Raw genomic sequence first — 19,304 nt, forward strand, 5'->3', positions numbered from 1 at the left:
TGTCAAATCACTCCGGATTTTAAGGGTACAAAGAAAACCCGATCGAGCTGCGATTCGCGCCATTGAGTGGGCGAAACGCGCTCGACGAGCGTCAGTATCTGCGCTTGCGCCGTCTGCGATCCGACGGGCGCAACAAGTCTGCCGCCGACAGCAAGTTGATCGAGCAACGCCTGCGGAACGTCGAGTCCGGCACAAGCAATCACAATGGCGTCAAACGGCGCGACTGCCGGCAACCCGAGACGGCCATCGCCGTAATGCAGGCGGATATTTGGTACGCGCAACGGCCGCAGATTGAGCTTCGCTCGCTCAGATAACGGCCGGATCCGCTCAATGGAATACACGTCGGTCGCCACCTGCGACAGGACAGCCGCCTGATATCCGCAACCCGTGCCAATCTCCAGCACATTCCTGAGCGTGCGACCGGCGGCGACCAGCTCGATCATCCGCGCGACCACCGATGGCTTCGAGATAGTCTGATGATGCCCGATCGGCAGCGCCGCATCCTCGTAAGCCTGCGTGGCAAGTCCGGGATCGACGAACATATGGCGCGGCACCGCGGCCATGGCAGCGAGCACGCGTGCATCCGTTATACCGTTGGCGCGCAGCCTTTCGACCATGCGCTCACGTACTCGTTCCGATGTCAGCGCATGAGTGCTTTGCTGCCCGGCCTGGGCCCCAGCCTTTCGGACGTTGGACCGGGCCTCGGGCTGCGACGCCGTTTGCAACCTGGCCGGTTGTGAGTTCGATTTGGCGTCCGGCTTCACATGCGTCCGGGACCTGGGTTGAGCGTCGCGTGTTTCGTTCGGACGCGCACCCGCACGCAGCGCGCCGGGCTGATGGTGCGCCACGACCGTGGATGGTTTCGATGCAGCGTGCACTCTCGCAGCAGACCGATGCCCGTCTCCCGCCGATGCGGCTGAACTCCCCGCCACACCCCGCGCCGCCGTGTTGCTCGCGAGCGCCTTCGGCTCGGCTTTCGCCGCCGCATTTGTCTTTATGCCGGAATGCATCCCGGCCGACGGTTTTGCTGCCCTTGCCGCCGCCAGTTTCGGCGCGGCGGCGGAAGCCTTGTGCGTAGCCGCAGCCGATTTCAAACCGCCGTTGCCGCCCGGTATCGCCTTCAATGCCGGCTTGCTGCGCGCATCGGGGCGCGCAGTCGCCTTGCGTGGCTCACGCACCAGATCGGCGAGCGCCAGCGGAAAGCGTTTCGCGCGTTCGTCGGTCATGAACGGCGGCTCCGTGCCTCGGCCCACTCGCGGGTCGCGGGCAGCAGTTTGGTATGCGTCAGGTCGAGCTGCAGCGGCGTGATCGAGATATGGCCGTTCGCCACGGCATGGAAGTCCGTTCCTTCACTGGCATCGAGTGCGTCGCCGGACGGCCCGATCCACCAGATCGGATTACCGCGCGGATCGATCTGACGAACGACAGGCTGCGATGGATGACGCTTGCCCAGCCGCGTAATGCACCACTCGCCCATCTGGTCATACGGCAGACTCGGAATGTTCACATTGAGCAGCGGATGGCCGGGCATGGGATGCGCGAGGTAGTGCGCGACGATCTCCGCCGCCACGCGCGCCGCGTCCTCCAGATGCAGCCAGTCCCGTCCGACCAGCGAGAAGGCAATGGCGGGCACGCCAAACATGAAACCTTCGGTGGCTGCGGCGACCGTGCCGGAATACAGCGTGTCCTCGCCCATGTTCTGGCCGTTGTTGATACCGGATACGACCAGATCCGGCTGCTCGGCCAGCATGCCCGTCAGCGCGATGTGCACCGAATCCGTTGGCGTGCCGTTCACGTAGTTAAAACCATTCGCCGCAGTGTGAATGCTGAGCGGCCGCGACAGCGTGAGCGAGTTCGAAGCGCCGCTGCAGTTTTGCTCGGGCGCCATCACAGTGACTTCGCCAAGCGGCTGCATGGCCGCATGCAGCACGTTAAGGCCGCGTGCCTGATAACCGTCGTCGTTGCTGAGTAGGATTCGCATTCGACGATTGTAACCGAGGAAGGAAGGCCCACGGATCGACGTCGGGGCACTCGGCCAAACGGTTTGCCATTGCGCTTTGCAGAGGGCAAATTGGTCGCGATTTGTAGACCGTTCGGCCAACGAGACGTAGGCAAGAGCACGTTCGTACGGCCCTGATCTACACTGCCAGATCACGATTATTTCACCCGGAGACACCATGCGCGCCATTCGATGCAACCAGTTCGGACCGCCGGAATCCCTCGTCCTGGAAACACTCTCCGACCCCCAGCCCGGGCCGGGCCAGGTAGTGATCGACGTGCGCGCCGCGAGCGTGAATTTTCCTGACGTCCTCGTGATCCAGAACAAGTATCAGATGAAGCCCGACCTGCCGTTCACACCGGGTTCCGAGTTCGCGGGTGTGGTGCGAGCCGTAGGCCCGGACGTCACGCGATTGAAGGCCGGCATGCGAGTGGCCGCCTATACGGCGCAAGGCGCATTCGCCGAGCAGGCGTTGGCAAGCGAGGCAGCGTGCATGCCATTGCCTGACGACATCGACTTCGCCAGCGCTGCGGCCATCACGCTCGCGTGCGGGACATCGCACCACGCGGTGGTCGACCGGGGCGCACTGAAGGCCGGCGAAACCATGCTCGTGCTGGGAGCGGCGGGCGGCGTGGGGCTGGCGGCCGTGGAAATCGGCAAGGCGCTGGGTGCGCGCGTGATTGCGGCGGCGTCGAGTCCGGAGAAGCTCGCGTTGTGCGTGGAACATGGTGCGGACGCCACCATCGACTACACGAGTGAAAACCTGCGCGAACGGATCAAGGCGCTGACAGACGGGAATGGGCCCGACGTCATCTACGATCCGGTCGGCGGCGAGTACGCGGAGCCGGCTTTTCGCAGTATCGGGTGGCGCGGTAGATATCTCGTGGTCGGGTTCGCGAACGGCGACATTCCAAAGCTGCCCCTCAATCTTGCACTGCTCAAGGGCGCGAGTATTGTGGGTGTGTTTTGGGGCCAGCATATCCAGCGCGAGCCAGATTTGGCGAGTGCCGCGATGCAGCAGATCTTTGGCTGGATCAAGGACGGCCAGGTACGGCCGCACGTCACGAAGCGTTATGCCCTCGAAGAGACCGCCGCGGCATTGAATGACATGGCCAGCCGACGCGTCTCCGGGAAGATCGTGATCGAACCTCGATGAATCACGCCAAGGCTTAAATTGCCTTGTCCGCCCGCAGTCGCGCAATTTCTTCGGGCGCGTAGCCGAGGGATTGCAGGACGTCATCGGTGTGTTCGCCGAGTTGCGGGCCAAGCCAGCGAGTCTCGCCCGGCGTTTCCGACAATTTCGGCGTGACGTTCGGCAGCGCGATCTCCCGACCATCCTGCCAGGGAAAATGCTGAATCATCTGGCGCGCGATGTATTGCGGATCGGTGAACATATCGGCCACGCTGTAGATTCGGCCCGCAGGCACATCCGCAGCGTTGAGCACAGCGAGCGCCTCATCGATGGAACGGGTGCAAAGCCATACACGGATTGCGTCGTCAATTTCCCGAGTGCGCGGCACACGTCCGTCATTCGATGTCAGCGTAGGATCGTTGCCCAGGTCCTCGCGGCCGATCGCGAGCATGAGCCGTTTGAAGATTGGATCGCTGTTGCCGCCAATCACAATACTGCCGTCGCGGCACGGATACGTGTTTGACGGCACGATGCCCGGCAACGACGCGCCGGTGCGCTCGCGGATCATGCCGTACACGCCGTATTCGGGTACGACGCTTTCCATCATATTGAACACGGCTTCGTACAGCGCGACATCGACGACTTGTCCCTTGCCGCCATTCGCTTGCCGATGATGCAGCGCCATCAACGCGCCAATCACGCCATGCAGCGCGGCAATGGAGTCACCAATGGAAATGCCGATGCGCGGCGGCGGCAAGTCCGGATAACCGGTGATGTGGCGCAATCCGCCCATCGATTCAGCGATGGCGCCAAAGCCCGGCCGATCGCGATACGGCCCGGTCTGGCCGTAGCCCGACAGCCGCACCATCACGAGGCCCGGGTTTTCGGCGGATAGCACCTCATAGCCGAGCCCGAGTTTTTCGAGCAAGCCCGGACGAAAATTCTCAACGACGATATCGGCTTCCTTCGCCAGTCTCCGGACGATTTCCTTGCCGTCAGGAGACTTGAGATTGACTGTCACCGATTTTTTATTGCGTGCCTGGACGGCCCACCATAGCGATGTCCCGCCTACTTCCGGATACAGCTTGCGCCATTTGCGCAGCGGATCGCCGCCGTTCGGATCTTCGATCTTGATCACGTCGGCGCCGAACTCGCCCATGAAGCGCGCGGCGAACGGCCCGGCGATCAGCGTACCGAGTTCGAGCACCTTGACGCCGGCGAGCGGTCCCGTAGAAGCGCTCATGGTGTCTCCTTCGTTGTCGTTTTAAAAACTGTTTCAGAGCGGCTTGAAATAGCGTGATGGCTTGACGCGCCACACGGTTTTTACAGCGGAATGTCGAGCGCCTTGAACCGCGGTGACCCGTCGGCGAGCGTGCCGTTAAACAGTTCCGCAGGACGCACCCACAGGCCATGATCGTGCGGCCAGAGATGCTCATAGACGATCATCGCCTCTTCCGTCTCCGCATGCCGCGCCACGCCAATCACGCGATATAAACCGCCCTTGTAATGCCGGTGCGTGGCGAGCGCCAACGCTTCTGCTTCGGTCATATTGTTGCCTTGTTACGGTATGACTAGGATCTACAACTGCGGTCTAAACCGAGCGCCTGTCGAGCATTGCACGCGCGATCGTGCCCGCGTCAACGTATTCAAGTTCGCCGCCGACCGGCACGCCGCGCGCAAGGCGCGTCACCTTCAGGCCCTTCGACTTGAGCGTCTGTGCAAGGTAATGGGCGGTCGCCTCGCCTTCGTTCGTGAAGTTCGTGGCAAGCACGATTTCCTTCACGAGGCCGTCAGTGGCTCGCTGGATCAGGCGATCGAAATGGATCTCTTTCGGCCCGATACCATCTAGCGGACTCAGCCGTCCCATCAACACGAAATACAGTCCGCGATACGTCAGGGTCTGTTCGAGCATGATCTGATCGGCCGGCGTTTCGACGACACAAAGCAGTTCAGGATCGCGTTCGGGATCGTCGCAGACTTCGCAAATCGCCGCCTCGGTGAACGTGTTGCATTTCTCGCAATGTTGCAGATGCTCGGTGGCGAACATCAACGACCGGCCAAGCTTTTCAGCGCCTGACCGGTCGTGCTGCATCAGATGATAGGCCATGCGCTGCGCCGACTTGGGACCCACGCCCGGCAGCGCACGCAGCGCTTCGACGAGCGCCGACAAGGCGGAAGGTTGTTTCATGCGCTGATGGCCCTATGCTCTGAGGATTGAGGTGTTTAGAACGGCAGCTTGAAACCCGGCGGCATTGGCATGCCGGCCGTCATGCCGCTCATCTTTTCCTGCGTGGTGGCTTCGGCTTTGCGCACGGCGTCGTTGAACGCGGCGGCAACGAGATCCTCCAGCATGTCCTTGTCGTCGGCGAGCAGGCTCGGGTCGATCGTCACACGGCGGACGTCGTTCTTGCACGTCATGACCACCTTCACGAGACCGGCGCCGGACTGCCCTTCCACTTCGACCAGGGCAAGTTCGTCCTGCATCTTCTTCATGTTGTCCTGCATCTGCTGAGCTTGCTTCATCAAGCCGGCGAGTTGGTTCTTCATCATGGTCGGGCTCCTTGCTCGAAACGGGGTAAAGAGAATGGATGCGTGCCGCGCGGTTCGGGATCGGCTCGGGTCCGCGCCGGCTGTGAATGGGTGATGGTTGTAGCCTTGCGTGCTCTATGTGCTTTACAACGGGTGTTCGATGTCCTTTGAACCGTCCGGCGTGAAAGGGGCCTCACCTTCATGCTTGCCCGGCGTTCTTGATCCGAAGCTTAGATGCTTTCTCTGACTCGTTCGCTCTGCGGGGGTTCTGGCTTTAACGTATTTCAGCGATCTCACGGGCCGCGTAGCTTAACGGCTTTCGGTGTCAGCCCTTCTTCGCTCACGACGAAATCGTCAACTCGCCGATGCCGCGTTCTGCCCGCCATCCTGCGGGCTACCCGATGCCAACGGCTTGATCGAACCCTGCACAATACTTGCGCCAAAATCGCGGATCAGCGATTGCACGAACGGGTTCTGCGTAATCTCCTTTTCCGCCTCCTGCTGGCGCTGCGCGCGAGCAGCGGCGTCGATCGCAGCAGCCGTGCGGCGCGCTGGGCCGACGCTCACGTTTACATCGATCGGCCGGCCCAGCTTGTCGGTTAATGCAACCTTCAGCTTCGCCACTTGTGCGCTTTCGGCGTATTGCGGCACCGGCACAGCAAGCGTGATCGATGTGCCGTCACACGCGGTGAGTTCGCTGTTGAAAGCGAGCTGGTAAGCGATACCCTTCAGCGGTAAATCCACGGCGAGCGTTGGCCAGTCACCGCTCACACCAAGCGCATCGAGCGGGACGGCGGGCGGCAGCGGACGTGCATCGACGCGGGGCGCCGGCTTGGCGGCGGGCGCATCGTTGAAGCGCAGGTCGTCGGGGCCGCTGTCGAACGCGGGCATGAAACCGTCGTCGGGCGGCATGAAATAGCCCTCTTCCGACGACACCGGCTGATAGTCGTCCAGCGGCATTTCTTCCCACGGAGGAGTTGCGCCGCCATTGTTCTTGCTCGCTACGGCGCCAGCACCGTTCGCGCCGCTGCCATTTCTATCTGTGCCGTTCGCGTTCGGCTGCGCACCACCGAACCTGGAGTCACCTGCGGCGGGCGCTGCATTTCGATCAGCCGAAGCCGCAAGCCGGCGTGGCACGGGAACCTGCACGGTCGGCGTTGCCTTCGGGACTGCGGGCTTGCGCACCGGTTCGGGAGCACGCACACCGCGATCCGACGATACCCGATTGCCTGCACTGCGCAACACGTCGAGCGCGGCGCTAGCACCGCCCGTCGCACGCGGCGATGCGATTTTTTCAGCTGAGGGCACCGCCCGGTTTGCTGGCCGACTGGCAGCGTCGCGATCGACGAGTTCCTGAGCCGCTGCGGCCAAAGTCGAGGCGCTGGAATCAGGTTCTGATTCAGGAGCAACCGAGACGTCCTCCGACGACCCATGGCAACTGACGGTCGACGAAGGCGTATCGGCGGCGGGCTCGGGATCTAAAGCCACGGCCGCTACGTCAGATGATGCCGGTCCAGCAGGGTTGTTCGCCGGCGCGCTTTGCGCATCCGCTGCGTCCACCTTGGCGCCATCGTTATGCAAGTCGACAGCCTTGTCGGTCAGCGCATCAGCCGTTGCATCTTCCCTCGAACCCTCTGGATCGATAGCACCACCCGGTGCAACGGCGGAGGTATCGATACCCTCATCCGTTCGATCAGGCTCCGCGATCATTTGCGCGTTCGCAGCCGGCTTAGGCTCGAGCTTAACTGCAATGCTCTGCACGGCATTCTGACTAGCCGCTGCGAGATCTTCCCGCGGTTCCGATTCAGCAACCGCCTTCGGAGCTGAATCGTCAGCCGCACTGTGCCGTGCCACGGCCGTTTGATCTGCATCCCGCGCGCGATCCACACTCGTCGTGGCGGCTCCAGTAGAGGCAGCATCGGAGACACGATTTACCGCTGGCTTCGGAGCCTCCGCACTCGGCAAACTCGCCCCACCGGCGACGACACCACTCGGCGCCGATGCGCGTGTCCCCGCGCTGGACGAACCCACAACCGCCTGCCTTACCCGCGCGCCGCCTCCGCCGCCTCCGCCCGGACCACCCGCGGGTTCGAACGCGAGCATGCGCAGCAGCGTCATGGTGAAACCAGCGTATTCATCGGGTGCCAGGCCCATCTCGCCGCGCCCGATCGTTGCAATCTGATAGAACAGTTGCACGTGCTCGGCACTCAGCAAGTCGGCGAAACGGCGGATATCGGTTGCCTCCGGCCATTCGTCCAGCACCGAAGCCGGCGCAAATTGCGCCCATGCGATCCGATGCAACAAGCCGGCCAGATCTTGCAGTGCCGTGGAAAACGACAAACTGCGCAACGCCATTTCGTCCGCGATGGCAAGCACGCCCTCCCCGTCGCCGGCCGCGAGGGTATCGAGCAAGCGGATCAGGTAACTCTGGTCGAGCGCGCCGAGCATGCCGCGCACGGCCTCCTCCGTGACCTGGTTCGCCGAATACGCAATGGCCTGGTCAGTGAGTGAAAGCGCGTCTCGCATGCTGCCGTCGGCGGCACGCGACAAGAGCCGCAACGCTTGCAGCTCAAACGGTATCTGCTCTTCGCCCAGCACATGTTCCAGATGCCCCACGATCTGCCCTGCCGGCATCTGCTTCAGATTGAACTGCAGGCAGCGCGACAGCACAGTGACGGGGATCTTCTGGGGATCGGTGGTGGCGAGGATGAATTTGACGTGTGCGGGCGGCTCTTCCAGCGTCTTCAACATGGCGTTGAACGCGTGGTTCGTTAGCATGTGCACTTCGTCGATCATGTAGACCTTGAAACGCGCGTCGACCGGGGCGTACACCGCGCGTTCCAGCAGCGCTGCCATTTCGTCCACGCCGCGATTACTGGCCGCGTCCATCTCCACATAATCGACGAACCGTCCTTCATCGATCTCCCTGCACGCCCGGCATATGCCGCACGGAGTGGAAGTTACGCCGGTCTCGCAATTGAGCGCCTTGGCGAAGATGCGCGACAGCGTCGTCTTGCCAACACCGCGCGTGCCGGTGAACAGATAGGCGTGGTGCAGTCGCCCGCCGTCGAGCGCGTGCGTCAGCGCGCGAACCACGTGCTCCTGGCCGACGAGCGAAGCGAATGATTTGGGCCGCCACTTGCGTGCGAGAACTTGATAGGTCATGCCGAAATTGTATCAGCAACGTCAAGAGGCAAAAGCGTTTCGCGGCGGCGCGCACGCCTGCGGAAGCGATGCATAGGAAGCTGCACTGCATATGGGCAGAACCGCTTATTGGCCGGCAAGAGACCTCGATGGGAAATGCGAATGAAAAACGTGAAAACGGAGGTAGGGCCCAGCGCGAAAGACGCAGATCTGCCAGGACATCCGAAAAGCGGGAGGCAGCAGGTTTTAAACCAGGGACAAACCGATGCGACGTTTGGGGAAATTACGAAGTTTGAAGAAGGAATAAGACGAGGAACTAAAGAACGGCTGGAAGATGGCGACGCAAATAACAGCGAAACAAACAAGAAAAGCGAAGGTGACGAGCCCGACCCTCGGCACTGGTAGAAAACGGCTGTGGCTGCTTCGTTCCCGACCTGACCAGGTTGACCGCGCCACCATGCGAGGAGGCCCGTCACGGAGAATCATATCAGAGAAGAATCGCCGCGCCCACCACCAAGCGAAGTGCTATTGCAATCCCGGCACGTAATCTCCATATTCGTGTTGTGGGGCGGCGGCCTTGGTGGATGGACTCCTTGTACATCGATACACGGCTGAAATGAGCGCAATAACACGCGCCGGAGGTTCGTCCAGAAGGGGCCTATCGGTACCGGGCAACAGATAGCAAAGTAAGCTAAGATGACAATTTGAAGCACCGGCTAATCGCCGTGTGACGGGCAGAAAGCGGCTTTTCCGGCAACGGATGCGCCCATCCAAGCGAGCGGTTCTACACCCCGCAGCGCGGCGAACTATTTCCTGTTTTGGTGTATCGTGGCGAGCATTCAAACGCGGGCCTCGAAATCATAGAGGTATTCACATAATGAGCGAATCGATCAAACATATCAGCGACGCATCCTTTGACCAGGACGTCACGAAATCGGATAAACCTGTCTTGCTCGACTTCTGGGCGGAATGGTGCGGTCCTTGCAAGATGATTGCTCCGATCCTCGATGAAGTGGCCAAGGACTACGGCGACCGCCTGCAGATCGCCAAGATCAATGTGGACGAGCATCAATCGACACCGGTGAAGTTTGGAGTGCGCGGTATCCCCACGCTGATCCTGTTCAAGAATGGTGCCGTAGCCGCGCAGAAGGTCGGCGCATTGTCCAAGTCGCAACTGACCGCGTTTCTGGACAGCAATCTGTGATTTGAAGCTGCAGGGCGGATGTTGTTATCCAAAGTTGTGACTCGAAGCCGGAAGCTCGCAATGGCATTTCCGACTTTCACGGATCCGCCCTCTCCCAGCGACAAGACCTGGCGTTTGTGCCGGGTTTGATCACTGACTAATTAATACAAGTAAAATGGAAAAAGCAGCTAGCTACACGCGGTGATTCCAGCAAATTGTTGTGAGGTCACAACATGCGCGAATCACACTGTCACCACGGCCACCCGAGGGCCTGTCGGCATGTGCTATGCTAGAATCCTAAGACTGCAAGACGTTTCTTAAGACGGCAAGACGTTTAGGTCCTTGAGCGTTCAGCTCACTTCTCCTCCCAAATTCTCTGTTGTACCTCTTCTCCCTGGCGGGAAATCCGTATGCATTTATCCGAGCTCAAGTCTCAGCACGTCTCCGCATTGATCGAAATGGCCAATGGCCTGGAGATCGAAAACGCCAATCGACTGCGCAAGCAGGAATTGATGTTCGCGATTCTTAAAAAGCGCGCCAAGACTGGCGACACGATCTTCGGCGACGGCACGCTCGAAGTATTACCTGACGGCTTCGGCTTCCTGCGGTCGCCCGAGACTTCATATCTCGCCAGCACGGACGACATCTACATTAGCCCGTCGCAGATCCGCCGCTTCAACCTGCACACAGGCGACACCATCGAAGGTGAAGTGCGTACGCCGAAAGACGGCGAGCGTTACTTTGCACTGGTCAAGGTGGACAAGGTCAACGGCCAGGCGCCGGAAGCCTCGAAGCACAAGATCATGTTCGAAAACCTGACGCCGCTGCATCCGAATAAACCGATGCCGCTCGAGCGCGAAATGCGCGGCGAAGAGAACGTGACGGGCCGGATCATCGACATGATCTCGCCTATCGGCAAGGGTCAGCGCGGGTTGCTGGTGGCATCGCCGAAATCGGGCAAGACCGTGATGCTGCAGCACATTGCGCACGCGATCAAATCGAACCATCCGGATATCGTTCTGTTCGTGCTGCTGATCGACGAACGGCCGGAAGAAGTGACGGAAATGCAGCGTTCGGTGGTCGGCGAAGTGATTGCCTCCACCTTCGACGAACCGGCCGCGCGCCACGTGCAAGTCGCGGAAATGGTGATCGAAAAGGCGAAGCGCCTGGTCGAAATGAAGCACGATGTCGTGATTCTGCTCGACTCCATCACGCGTCTCGCACGCGCCTACAACACGGTGGTGCCGGCCTCGGGCAAGGTGCTCACCGGTGGTGTCGATGCCAACGCACTGCAACGTCCGAAGCGCTTCTTCGGCGCCGCACGCAATATTGAGGAAGGCGGTTCGCTGACCATCATCGGCACGGCGCTGATTGAAACCGGCAGCCGGATGGACGACGTGATCTACGAAGAGTTCAAGGGCACCGGCAACATGGAAGTGCACCTGGAACGCCGCCTCGCAGAAAAGCGTGTGTATCCGTCGATCAACCTGAACAAGTCGGGTACACGCCGCGAAGAACTGCTGATCAAGCCGGACCTGCTGCAAAAAGTCTGGGTGCTGCGCAAGTTCATTCACGACATGGACGAAGTCGAATCCATGGAGTTCCTGCTCGACAAGATCCGTCAAACCAAGAACAACGCTGAGTTCTTCGATCTGATGCGCCGCGGCGGCAGTTAATTCCGCGTAGTAAATCCAACGCGCTGGTTCGAAACATGAAAAGCCGCCCGCATTCGCGGGCGGCTTTTTTTCGTCTGGCGAAACGCGAGCCACGATTGACAACATGTACGTTCACGTTCATGTTGATCTATAATTTCGGGGCATCCACATCCGCCGATAAAACCATCGGCCAGCACCATGTCCAGCGAACTGCTCACCGTACGCAACGCCGCCGAACGCCTCGGCGTCACCCCGCGCACACTGAAATACTACGAAGAGCGCGGTCTCGTTACGCCCAGCCGTAGCGAGGGGCGTTATCGGCTCTACGATGAAAACGACCTGGAGCGCTTCGGGCGGATCTTGCGGCTGCGATCGCTGGGATTTTCGCTGCACGGCATCGTGGAAATGCTCAAGCGGCCGCTCGAAAAAACGGAGGCTGGGAAGAACCGCTATTCGACGGAGTCGCTGGCGGACATCCGCCAGGGTCTGCAGCAGCAACTTGATGCTATCGATACCCGCATTGAGTCCGTGCGTCGCGAGCTGAAGGAAGCGCAAGCGGTGCGCGCCGAACTGCGTCTCGACTTGGACTACGTAGAAGCCCGGCTCGCTGGCCAGCCTGCCGACGCATTGCTCGAACAACGATCGAAAGCAAGCGCGAAGGCCGGAGGTAAAAAGGCGTGAGCGCGCGGGCACCGGTGTTCACCGTCGAGCGATTGCGCGGCGATTTTTTCCCGTGGGTGCTCGCGCTCGTGACCGGGCTGGATTACTTCGACAACGCCATCTTCTCGTTTTTCGCCAGCTACATTGCGGGCGGAATCAATGCATCGCCGGATGAACTCGTGTGGTCATCGAGTGCTTACGCGGTTGCCGCGGTGCTCGGGATCTTGCAGCAGCAATGGTGGGTCGACCGTCTCGGACACCGGCGTTATGTGGCCGGCTGCATGCTGTTGTACGCGTGCGGCGCGATGATGTCGGCGCTCACCGAAACCTCGTTGCAACTGATGTTCACCCGCGGTTTGCAAGGCTATTTCATCGGTCCAATGATGGGCGCGTGCCGCATCCTCATCCAGGTGAGCTTTACGCCGCAAAAACGCGCCGGCGCGACGCGGGCGTTCCTGATCCTCATTGTCGGCAGCAGCGCGGTTGCGCCTTTGCTTGGCGGCTGGTTGGTGTCGCACTTCGACTGGCGCGCACTGTTCGCCTGCACCGCGCCCGCGGGACTCGCGTTCGCCGTCCTGGCGATGCTCGCGCTGCCTGATACCGGCAACGTGGTGCGGGAAGAACGTGGCGCGACCAGTTTCTGGCCGTATCTCTTGTTTGCATTCGCGCAGGGTGCGCTGCAGATCGTGATGCAACAAGTGCGCTTCGTACACTTCAGCACATCGCCCGCGCTCGTGCTGCTGACGGTGGCGGGGATTGGCGCCCTCGCCTGGTTCGCGTGGCATCAATGGCATCACCCTGCGCCACTCGTGCGCCTTCACGCGCTGCGCGAACGCTCGTTTCAGGTCGGTCTCTTGCTTTACATGTTCTATTACTTCGAGTCGACGGGGTTCAGCTACCTGATCTCACGATTCTTGGAACAGGGACTTGGTTATCCGGTCGAGAACACGGGCCAGTTGGTAGGTATCACGTCGCTGATCTCGGGTTCCGCGCTGTTCCTGTATTTCAAATTCACGAAATATGTGCCGCGCAAAAAATGGATCATCGTGCCGGGTTTTGCGATCGCGGCGCTGATCGGATGGATGATGACGCGCATGTCGCCGGACGTGGCCCAAAGCGACCTGATCCTGCCCATGCTGCTGCGTGGATTGTTGCTGCTTTTCATCGTGTTGCCCGTCGCTAACCTGACGTTCAGAATCTTCGAGATCGAGGAGTTTACGCACGGCTACCGGCTGAAGAATATCGTGCGGCAGTTGACGCTCTCGTTTGCGACGGCGGCAGTGATTATTGTCGAACAGCATCGGGAAGCGTTGCATCAGTCGCGTCTCGCCGAAGCCGTGAATCCGTACAATCCGGAGTTTCAACACGCCGCGAATGCACTCGCGAATGGCTTCGCAGCGGCTGGCCATTCAGCCGTCGATGCCCACGCGCTCGCGATTGCAACCATCGCCCGCACGGTCGCGCAACAAGCGAGTTTCCTGGCTTCGCTCGACGGCTTTTATTTCCTGATGGGCGTGGCGATTTGCGGTGGCGTGTTCGCGCTCTGGCAGAAACAAATCGATTGAGCCAGAGAGCGATTCGATAAACCATCAAAAGAACAATACAGATCTCATGGCTAATTTCCTGACCCGGCTGATCAGCGGAAATCGTCGTGAAAGAGCACTGCGCAAACACGCCATCGACGACGCGCTCTGGCAAAACACGCTCGATCGCCTGCCGTTTTTCGGCCATCTCGACGACGCCGAACGCGCCCGGTTACGCGAATGCACCACGCTTTTTATCGCGGAAAAGGAGTTTTCAACCGCCCACGATCTGCCGCTCACCGATGCGATGATCGTCGCCATCGCGGCGCAAGCTTGCCTGCCCGTGCTGAACCTGAGCCTGGAGTTGTATCGCGGCTGGGTCGGCGTGATCGTGTATCCGGGTGAGTTCGTGATCCGCAAGACGGTCGAGGACGAGGCTGGCGTGGTGCATGAGATCGAGCATGACGCGAGCGGCGAGGCGTGGGAGGGTGGGCCCGTCGTGCTGTCGTGGGAAGACGCGCAGATGACCGACGGCGAGGATGCCTACAACGTGGTGATCCACGAATTCGCGCACAAGATCGACATGCTCAATGGCGAGGCGGACGGCCATCCCCCGCTCTTTCGACGCTGGCACGCGCCGCTCGATTCGAACGCCTGGAACGACGTCTTCGATCACGCTTATGACCATTTTTGTGCTCAAGTCGATGCCGTTCCACCGCGCCGCTGGGGCCGGTTTGAGCGCGAATCGCTGATTGATCCCTACGCGGCGGACCATCCGTCGGAGTTTTTTGCGGTCTGCAGTGAGGCGCTGTTCGTACAGCCGGCGGCGTTTGAGCGGGAATATCCGGAGTTGTATCGGCTGCTTGCGCGGTATTACCGGCAAGATCCCGCGGGCGTAGGTGCGCTGGCCGTGTCAGGGCAGCAATGACGCCCGGCGCCTCAGTCCGGAGTCGCCTGAAAACATGCCAAACGGCTGTTTTTCTGGCATAATCTCCGCTTTTCGACCTCAGGCAAGTGGCTCGCTAGATCCGTGTGGGCTGGCTACCAACAGATACCAAGGAAAGACCATGAAAGAAGGCATTCACCCGAATTACCGCGAAGTGCTGTTTGTCGACATCTCGAACGACTTCAAGTTCATCACCCGTTCGACGATCAACACGCGCGAAACCGGCGAGTTCGAAGGCAAGACGTACCCGCTGGCAAAGATCGAAGTGTCGTCGGAATCGCATCCGTTCTACACCGGCAATCAGAAGATCATGGACACGGCTGGCCGCGTCGAGAAATTCAACAAGAAGTTCGCAGCATTTTCGGCAAAGAAGTAATTTGTCGAGAGAACAGCCCAGGCTGGATTCGAAGAAAGGCAGCGAAAGCTGCCTTTTTTTCGTCTGTGCCCCGTGCATTGCTGCAATTTGGCGACAATCCGACGGTCTCGCTTCGCCAAATTCCACAGAACCCGGGCCCTTACAAGCACCGCAATGACGCGCGCGACGCCGCCCGTCTACAATGCCGGATTCGGTAAAAAACGCACGACCCGCCGAGGCACGAGATTCGCGTGTCATGCAAGACCCAAGCGCCGCCGCCTTACCCTATTGGCGCTCCATCAGTTTTGTTTCCTCGCCCAAACGCATGCGAAATGTCGTCCGTCTGACCGCCTCAGCCACCAGCGCCCTGCCGCGCTGGCTGCTGCTCGCTATTTGTATTATCTACGCGTCGTTTGGCCTGTTCGGCCGCGATCCGTGGAAAAACGAGGACGCAGCGGGCTTCGGCGTCATGTGGACGATGGCCAACGGCAGCGTGAAAGACTGGCTGCTGCCGAACCTGCTCGGCAAGGCGCTGACCGGCGACGGTCCGTTCATGTACTGGTTCGGCGCGGGCTTTATCCGCCTGCTGAGCCCGTGGGTCGATGCAAGCAATGCATCGCGCGTAATAACCGGCTTGCTGTTTTGTATCGCCTGCGCGTTTGTCTGGTACACGGCGTATCTGCTTGGCCGTCGCGACGAGGCGCAACCATTCAAATATGCATTCGGCGGAGAGCCGGAACCGCGCGACTACGGCCGCACACTCGCCGATGGTGCGCTCCTGATCCTGCTTGCCTGCTTTGGTCTCGCCGAACGCGGCCACGAAACCACGCCCCAGCTTGCTCAGTTCGCCGGCACCGCCATGCTGGTCTACGGCCTCGTGCGTAGCTGCGACAAACCGATCCAGGGCGCGCTGATCTGGGGCGCGGCCATCGGTTTCGTGGGGTTGTCGAGTAGCCCGGTGCTGGTGCTGGCACTGCTGATCTGCACGCTGGCAATGACGGTGATCGTGCGCGAGGTGCGGCCGTTTTATCTGCTCGTGCTCGGCGTGCCCGTTGCTGTCATCCTGATCGGCGCTTGGGTGTGGCCCGTGCTGCACTTCTACCCGGACGACGGCGAATGGTGGCTGCGCCAATGGTGGCGCAACAGTTTCGACTCGTTTTCGGGTTCGCCGATCCAGGCGCTCTCCTACGCCCTCAAGAATCTACCGCTTTTCACGTGGCCGGCGTGGCCGCTTGCTATCTGGACCTTTGTCAGCTGGAGCGGATTGCGGCGCTCGCCGCATGTGGCCGTGCCGTTATCCGTGATCGGGCCGCTGCTGGTTTTGGTGATACTGCAAAGTCACCAGTCGAACCGCCTGTTCATGCTGTTGCTGCCGCCTTTGTCCGTATTGGCCACGTTCGCGCTGCCGACGCTCAAGCGCGGGGCGATCAACGCTATCGACTGGTTCGCAATGTTGAGTTTCACCCTGCTCGCCACGTTTGTCTGGCTTGTCTGGACCGCGGGCTTGTATGGCTTCCCCGCGCCGCTCGCCCGCAATCTCGCGCGTCTCGCGCCCGGTTTCCAGCCCGAGTTCAAGATCCTGTCGTTCGTGTGCGCGGTCGCCGTGACGGTTTGCTGGTTTTCGCTCGCGCGCTGGCGCCTCGCGCGTCATCCGAAGGTGTTGTGGCGCAGCGTCGTGCTGTCGAGCGCCGGCACCACGCTGATGTGGGTGCTGCTGATGACGTTGTGGTTGCCGGTGGTGAACTACAGCCGGACGTATCGCGACGTGGCTGAGCAGATTGCCGATCATCTGCCGCCTGACTACACGTGCATTTCACCGGTCCGTCTGGGCGATGCGCAGATTGCAACTTTCGCGTATTTCGGCGGCATGCATTTCGCCTTCGATGAAGACTGCGACGTGATCCTGCGTCAGGACACGCAGGATTATGGCGAGCCTTCGTCGATCTCCTCGTTCGAGTGGAAGCTCGTGTGGGAAGGCCGGCGCGTGGCCGACCGCGACGAGCGGTTCCGGCTGTACGTGCGCATCGAGCGGCCGGTGCCGCCGGTCAAGCGGCCGCGACCGAAGTCACTGCATCGCGGAAGCAACTGACCATGTGGCCCGATGTCCGCAAGATCGTGGCCCTGGCGTGGCCGGTGCTGATCGGCCAACTGGCGATCATCGCGTTCAGCGTGATCGATACGGCCATGGTCGGCCGATATTCCGCCACGGATCTTGCAGCGCTCGGCCTCGGTTCATCGATCTACATCTCTGTCTATATTGGTTTAACGGGCATCCTGACGGCATTGCAACCCATTGCCGGGCAATTGTTCGGTGCGCGGCGTGAAGCCGATATCGGCGAGGAAGTCCGGCAGGCGCTATGGCTGGCGGCGGTGTTGTCGGTGATTGGCTTCGTTTGTTTGTATTTCCCGCAGCCTCTCCTGAGTATCGCCGATACCCCTCCCGCCCTGCACGACCGCACCCTCGCCTATTTGCGCATCCTGTCGCTCGGCCTGCCGGCGAGTCTCGCGTTTCGCGTCTATGGCTCGCTTGCGAACGCGGTAGGCAAACCCCGCCTCGTGATGTTCCTGCAAGTCGGTGCGCTGATGCTGAAGGTTCCGCTCAACCTGTGGTTCATCTTCGGCGGATTCGGCGTGCCGGCGCTGGGTGGTCCAGGCTGCGCAATCGCGAGCACGATGATCAACTGGCTGATCGCCATCGTTGGAATAACGGTGCTGGTGCGTGTCGAGTTCTTCCGGCCGTTCGGCATATTTTCGCGCTTTTGCTGGCCCGTCTGGCAGCGTCAGAAAGCGCTGCTGAAACTCGGCATTCCGATGGGGCTGTCCTACCTGATCGAAGTGACCTCGTACACGTTCATGGCGCTGTTCATCTCGCATTTCGGCACGACGACGCTTGCTGGACATCAGATCGCCGGCAACATTGGCGCGGTGCTCTACATGACGCCGCTGTCCATTGGCGTGGCGTCCGCGACCCTCGTTTCGCAAGCACTTGGCGCAGAACGTTTCGATGCCGCCCGTTCGCTCGCCCGCCACGGCATTGCGTTGTCGTGCGGTATCGCGTGCGTGTACGGCGCGGCGCTGTTCGCGCTACGGCCTCACTTGCTCGCGGCCTACACGCCCGACAGCCAGGTGATCGCAGCAGCCATGCCGTTGCTGGCGATTGTCGTGTTCTATCATTTCTTCGATGCCCTCCAGATCACCACCGCGTTCGTACTGCGCGCCTACAAGGTGGCGGTCGTGCCGACGGTGATCTACGCGGTCGCGTTGTGGGGCATCGGGCTGGGCGGCGGATACTTGCTCGGGTTCGACGTGGGCGGTTTTACGCCCGCCTGGTTGCAGGGCGCGCGCGGGTTCTGGGTGGCGAACTCGTTAAGCCTGGGCGTGGCGGGCGTAGGACTGTTTCTCTACTGGCGGCGGATCAGCACGCGGCACATCCCGGATGATCGTGTCGGCGCCGGGGCCAAGCCAGTTTAGATTCAAAACCGCACCAACCACGCCAAACCGCGCACTCGATGCAATCAGCGCACGCGCGGTGTCATAAAATGAAAACAATTGGCAAGGACGACGTAACACTCCGGTAAAATCGCCAGCGTTTTGGCCACCCTGGAACGAGTGCGATGATCCGCGTCATAAAAAAACAACGCTGGCCCATGGCGTCGCTTGCCGCCCTTTCCATGTTCGCCGCGGGTTTGCTCGGCGCCACGCATCGCGCCGACGCCGCCCGCACGCTGAGCGTATCGCCACAGGGCAAGGTCACGCAGGTGCGCCAGGTGGTCGTCAAGTTCGACGAAGCGATGATCGCGTTCGGCGACCCGGCGGCCAAAGCTCCGGCTCAGGTCCATTGCAGCGGGGGACCATCGGCGGGATCCGCGCATTGGATCGACGATAAAACCTGGGCCTTCGACTTCGCACAAGACCTCACGCCCGGCATGCGCTGCTCAGTCGCGCTGAACGACGGTCTCAAATCCACTGCGGGCAACGCGCTCACCGGCCCACGCCAGTTCCGCTTCGAAACGGGCGGCCCGTTTGTCACGCAAGTCATGCCCGGCGGCGGCGAGATAGAAGAAGACCAGATCTTCGTGTTGCGCCTGAACGGCCCCGCGACAGAAGCGTCGGCGTTGCAAAACATCTGGTGCGAATCGAGTGGATTGGGTAACCGGATTCCCGTCAAGAACGTCGAC

General features: G+C 60.9%; 17 protein-coding genes and 1 other RNA gene. 10 read left to right on the forward strand and 8 right to left on the reverse strand.

Annotation, left to right across the window (positions count from 1 at the left end; all coding sequences use genetic code 11):
• Positions 1–2: 2 nt before the first annotated feature.
• Together ACMX25_RS21425 and surE are read right to left on the reverse strand one after the other, a co-directional pair.
• On the reverse strand, positions 3–1,226 hold the full coding sequence (locus tag ACMX25_RS21425) for a protein-L-isoaspartate(D-aspartate) O-methyltransferase (protein WP_414952078.1): 1,224 nt from the start codon (positions 1,224–1,226) through the stop codon (positions 3–5).
• On the reverse strand, positions 1,223–1,981 hold the full coding sequence (gene surE / locus ACMX25_RS21430) for a 5'/3'-nucleotidase SurE (RefSeq protein ID WP_414952079.1): 759 nt from the start codon (positions 1,979–1,981) through the stop codon (positions 1,223–1,225). Before surE ends, ACMX25_RS21425 begins: the two co-directional genes overlap by 4 nt.
• A gap of 196 nt (positions 1,982–2,177) precedes the next feature.
• Here surE and ACMX25_RS21435 point away from each other — a divergent pair, with 196 nt between their 5' ends.
• A complete protein-coding gene (locus ACMX25_RS21435) occupies positions 2,178–3,155 on the forward strand; it encodes an NADPH:quinone oxidoreductase family protein (RefSeq protein ID WP_414952080.1) in 978 nt (325 codons plus the stop codon).
• 13 nt (positions 3,156–3,168) lie between these two features.
• On the opposite strand, the gene ACMX25_RS21440 is transcribed toward ACMX25_RS21435, so the two are convergent.
• From ACMX25_RS21440 to ffs, 6 genes are all read right to left on the reverse strand, one after another.
• Complete coding sequence (locus ACMX25_RS21440; RefSeq protein WP_414952081.1) at positions 3,169–4,374, reverse strand: CaiB/BaiF CoA transferase family protein; 1,206 nt, start codon at positions 4,372–4,374, stop codon at positions 3,169–3,171.
• Between the two features lie 80 nt (positions 4,375–4,454).
• A complete protein-coding gene (locus tag ACMX25_RS21445) occupies positions 4,455–4,679 on the reverse strand; it encodes a DUF1653 domain-containing protein (protein ID WP_414952082.1) in 225 nt (74 codons plus the stop codon).
• A gap of 43 nt (positions 4,680–4,722) precedes the next feature.
• The gene (recR, locus tag ACMX25_RS21450; RefSeq protein ID WP_414952083.1) at positions 4,723–5,319 is read right to left on the reverse strand and encodes a recombination mediator RecR; all 597 of its coding nucleotides are present in this window, start codon (positions 5,317–5,319) and stop codon (positions 4,723–4,725) included.
• 35 nt (positions 5,320–5,354) lie between these two features.
• Positions 5,355–5,681 (reverse strand): YbaB/EbfC family nucleoid-associated protein, encoded by a 327-nt coding sequence (locus ACMX25_RS21455; RefSeq protein WP_089163842.1) that lies wholly within the window; start codon positions 5,679–5,681, stop codon positions 5,355–5,357.
• Positions 5,682–6,014: 333 nt separating this feature from the next.
• Positions 6,015–8,825, reverse strand: coding sequence for a DNA polymerase III subunit gamma/tau (dnaX, locus tag ACMX25_RS21460; protein ID WP_414952084.1), 2,811 nt, complete (start codon positions 8,823–8,825; stop codon positions 6,015–6,017).
• 354 nt (positions 8,826–9,179) lie between these two features.
• Positions 9,180–9,278, reverse strand: an RNA gene (ffs, locus tag ACMX25_RS21465) — signal recognition particle sRNA small type.
• Positions 9,279–9,681: 403 nt separating this feature from the next.
• On the opposite strand from ffs, the gene trxA reads away from it, so the two are divergent.
• The 9 genes from trxA to ACMX25_RS21510 all read left to right on the forward strand — a co-directional run.
• On the forward strand, positions 9,682–10,008 hold the full coding sequence (gene trxA, locus ACMX25_RS21470; RefSeq protein WP_031356443.1) for a thioredoxin TrxA: 327 nt from the start codon (positions 9,682–9,684) through the stop codon (positions 10,006–10,008).
• A gap of 389 nt (positions 10,009–10,397) precedes the next feature.
• Positions 10,398–11,663 (forward strand): transcription termination factor Rho, encoded by a 1,266-nt coding sequence (rho, locus tag ACMX25_RS21475; RefSeq protein ID WP_031356444.1) that lies wholly within the window; start codon positions 10,398–10,400, stop codon positions 11,661–11,663.
• A gap of 177 nt (positions 11,664–11,840) precedes the next feature.
• Positions 11,841–12,323 carry a MerR family transcriptional regulator gene (locus ACMX25_RS21480; protein WP_414952085.1) on the forward strand — a complete coding sequence of 161 codons (483 nt, stop codon included), beginning with the start codon at positions 11,841–11,843 and terminating at the stop codon, positions 12,321–12,323.
• Positions 12,320–13,867, forward strand: a complete 1,548-nt coding sequence (locus tag ACMX25_RS21485) for an MFS transporter (protein WP_414952086.1) — start codon at positions 12,320–12,322, stop codon at positions 13,865–13,867. The genes ACMX25_RS21480 and ACMX25_RS21485 overlap by 4 nt, the downstream gene beginning before the upstream one ends.
• 46 nt (positions 13,868–13,913) lie before the next feature.
• Positions 13,914–14,753 (forward strand): M90 family metallopeptidase, encoded by an 840-nt coding sequence (locus tag ACMX25_RS21490; protein WP_414952087.1) that lies wholly within the window; start codon positions 13,914–13,916, stop codon positions 14,751–14,753.
• 139 nt (positions 14,754–14,892) lie between these two features.
• Complete coding sequence (locus tag ACMX25_RS21495) at positions 14,893–15,147, forward strand: type B 50S ribosomal protein L31 (RefSeq protein WP_299702926.1); 255 nt, start codon at positions 14,893–14,895, stop codon at positions 15,145–15,147.
• 304 nt (positions 15,148–15,451) lie between these two features.
• Positions 15,452–17,215 (forward strand): ArnT family glycosyltransferase, encoded by a 1,764-nt coding sequence (locus ACMX25_RS21500; RefSeq protein ID WP_414952096.1) that lies wholly within the window; start codon positions 15,452–15,454, stop codon positions 17,213–17,215.
• 2 nt (positions 17,216–17,217) lie between these two features.
• On the forward strand, positions 17,218–18,597 hold the full coding sequence (locus tag ACMX25_RS21505) for an MATE family efflux transporter (protein ID WP_414952088.1): 1,380 nt from the start codon (positions 17,218–17,220) through the stop codon (positions 18,595–18,597).
• 176 nt (positions 18,598–18,773) lie between these two features.
• A partial coding sequence (locus ACMX25_RS21510; protein WP_462686296.1) for an Ig-like domain-containing domain occupies positions 18,774–19,304 on the forward strand: 531 nt, incomplete at its 3' end.

It is taken from the genome of Caballeronia eucalypticola, from assembly GCF_047608185.1.
Taxonomy (GTDB): Bacteria; Pseudomonadota; Gammaproteobacteria; order Burkholderiales; family Burkholderiaceae; genus Caballeronia.

Coding starts and splice junctions, on each gene's coding strand:
- ACMX25_RS21425 (WP_414952078.1), bottom strand. CDS start 1,226: ATGACCGACGAACGCGCGAAACGCTTTCCGCTGGCGCTCGCCGATCTG.
- surE (WP_414952079.1), bottom strand. CDS start 1,981: ATGCGAATCCTACTCAGCAACGACGACGGTTATCAGGCACGCGGCCTT.
- ACMX25_RS21435 (WP_414952080.1), top strand. CDS start 2,178: ATGCGCGCCATTCGATGCAACCAGTTCGGACCGCCGGAATCCCTCGTC.
- ACMX25_RS21440 (WP_414952081.1), bottom strand. CDS start 4,374: ATGAGCGCTTCTACGGGACCGCTCGCCGGCGTCAAGGTGCTCGAACTC.
- ACMX25_RS21445 (WP_414952082.1), bottom strand. CDS start 4,679: ATGACCGAAGCAGAAGCGTTGGCGCTCGCCACGCACCGGCATTACAAG.
- recR (WP_414952083.1), bottom strand. CDS start 5,319: ATGAAACAACCTTCCGCCTTGTCGGCGCTCGTCGAAGCGCTGCGTGCG.
- ACMX25_RS21455 (WP_089163842.1), bottom strand. CDS start 5,681: ATGATGAAGAACCAACTCGCCGGCTTGATGAAGCAAGCTCAGCAGATG.
- dnaX (WP_414952084.1), bottom strand. CDS start 8,825: ATGACCTATCAAGTTCTCGCACGCAAGTGGCGGCCCAAATCATTCGCT.
- trxA (WP_031356443.1), top strand. CDS start 9,682: ATGAGCGAATCGATCAAACATATCAGCGACGCATCCTTTGACCAGGAC.
- rho (WP_031356444.1), top strand. CDS start 10,398: ATGCATTTATCCGAGCTCAAGTCTCAGCACGTCTCCGCATTGATCGAA.
- ACMX25_RS21480 (WP_414952085.1), top strand. CDS start 11,841: ATGTCCAGCGAACTGCTCACCGTACGCAACGCCGCCGAACGCCTCGGC.
- ACMX25_RS21490 (WP_414952087.1), top strand. CDS start 13,914: ATGGCTAATTTCCTGACCCGGCTGATCAGCGGAAATCGTCGTGAAAGA.
- ACMX25_RS21495 (WP_299702926.1), top strand. CDS start 14,893: ATGAAAGAAGGCATTCACCCGAATTACCGCGAAGTGCTGTTTGTCGAC.
- ACMX25_RS21500 (WP_414952096.1), top strand. CDS start 15,452: ATGCGAAATGTCGTCCGTCTGACCGCCTCAGCCACCAGCGCCCTGCCG.
- ACMX25_RS21505 (WP_414952088.1), top strand. CDS start 17,218: ATGTGGCCCGATGTCCGCAAGATCGTGGCCCTGGCGTGGCCGGTGCTG.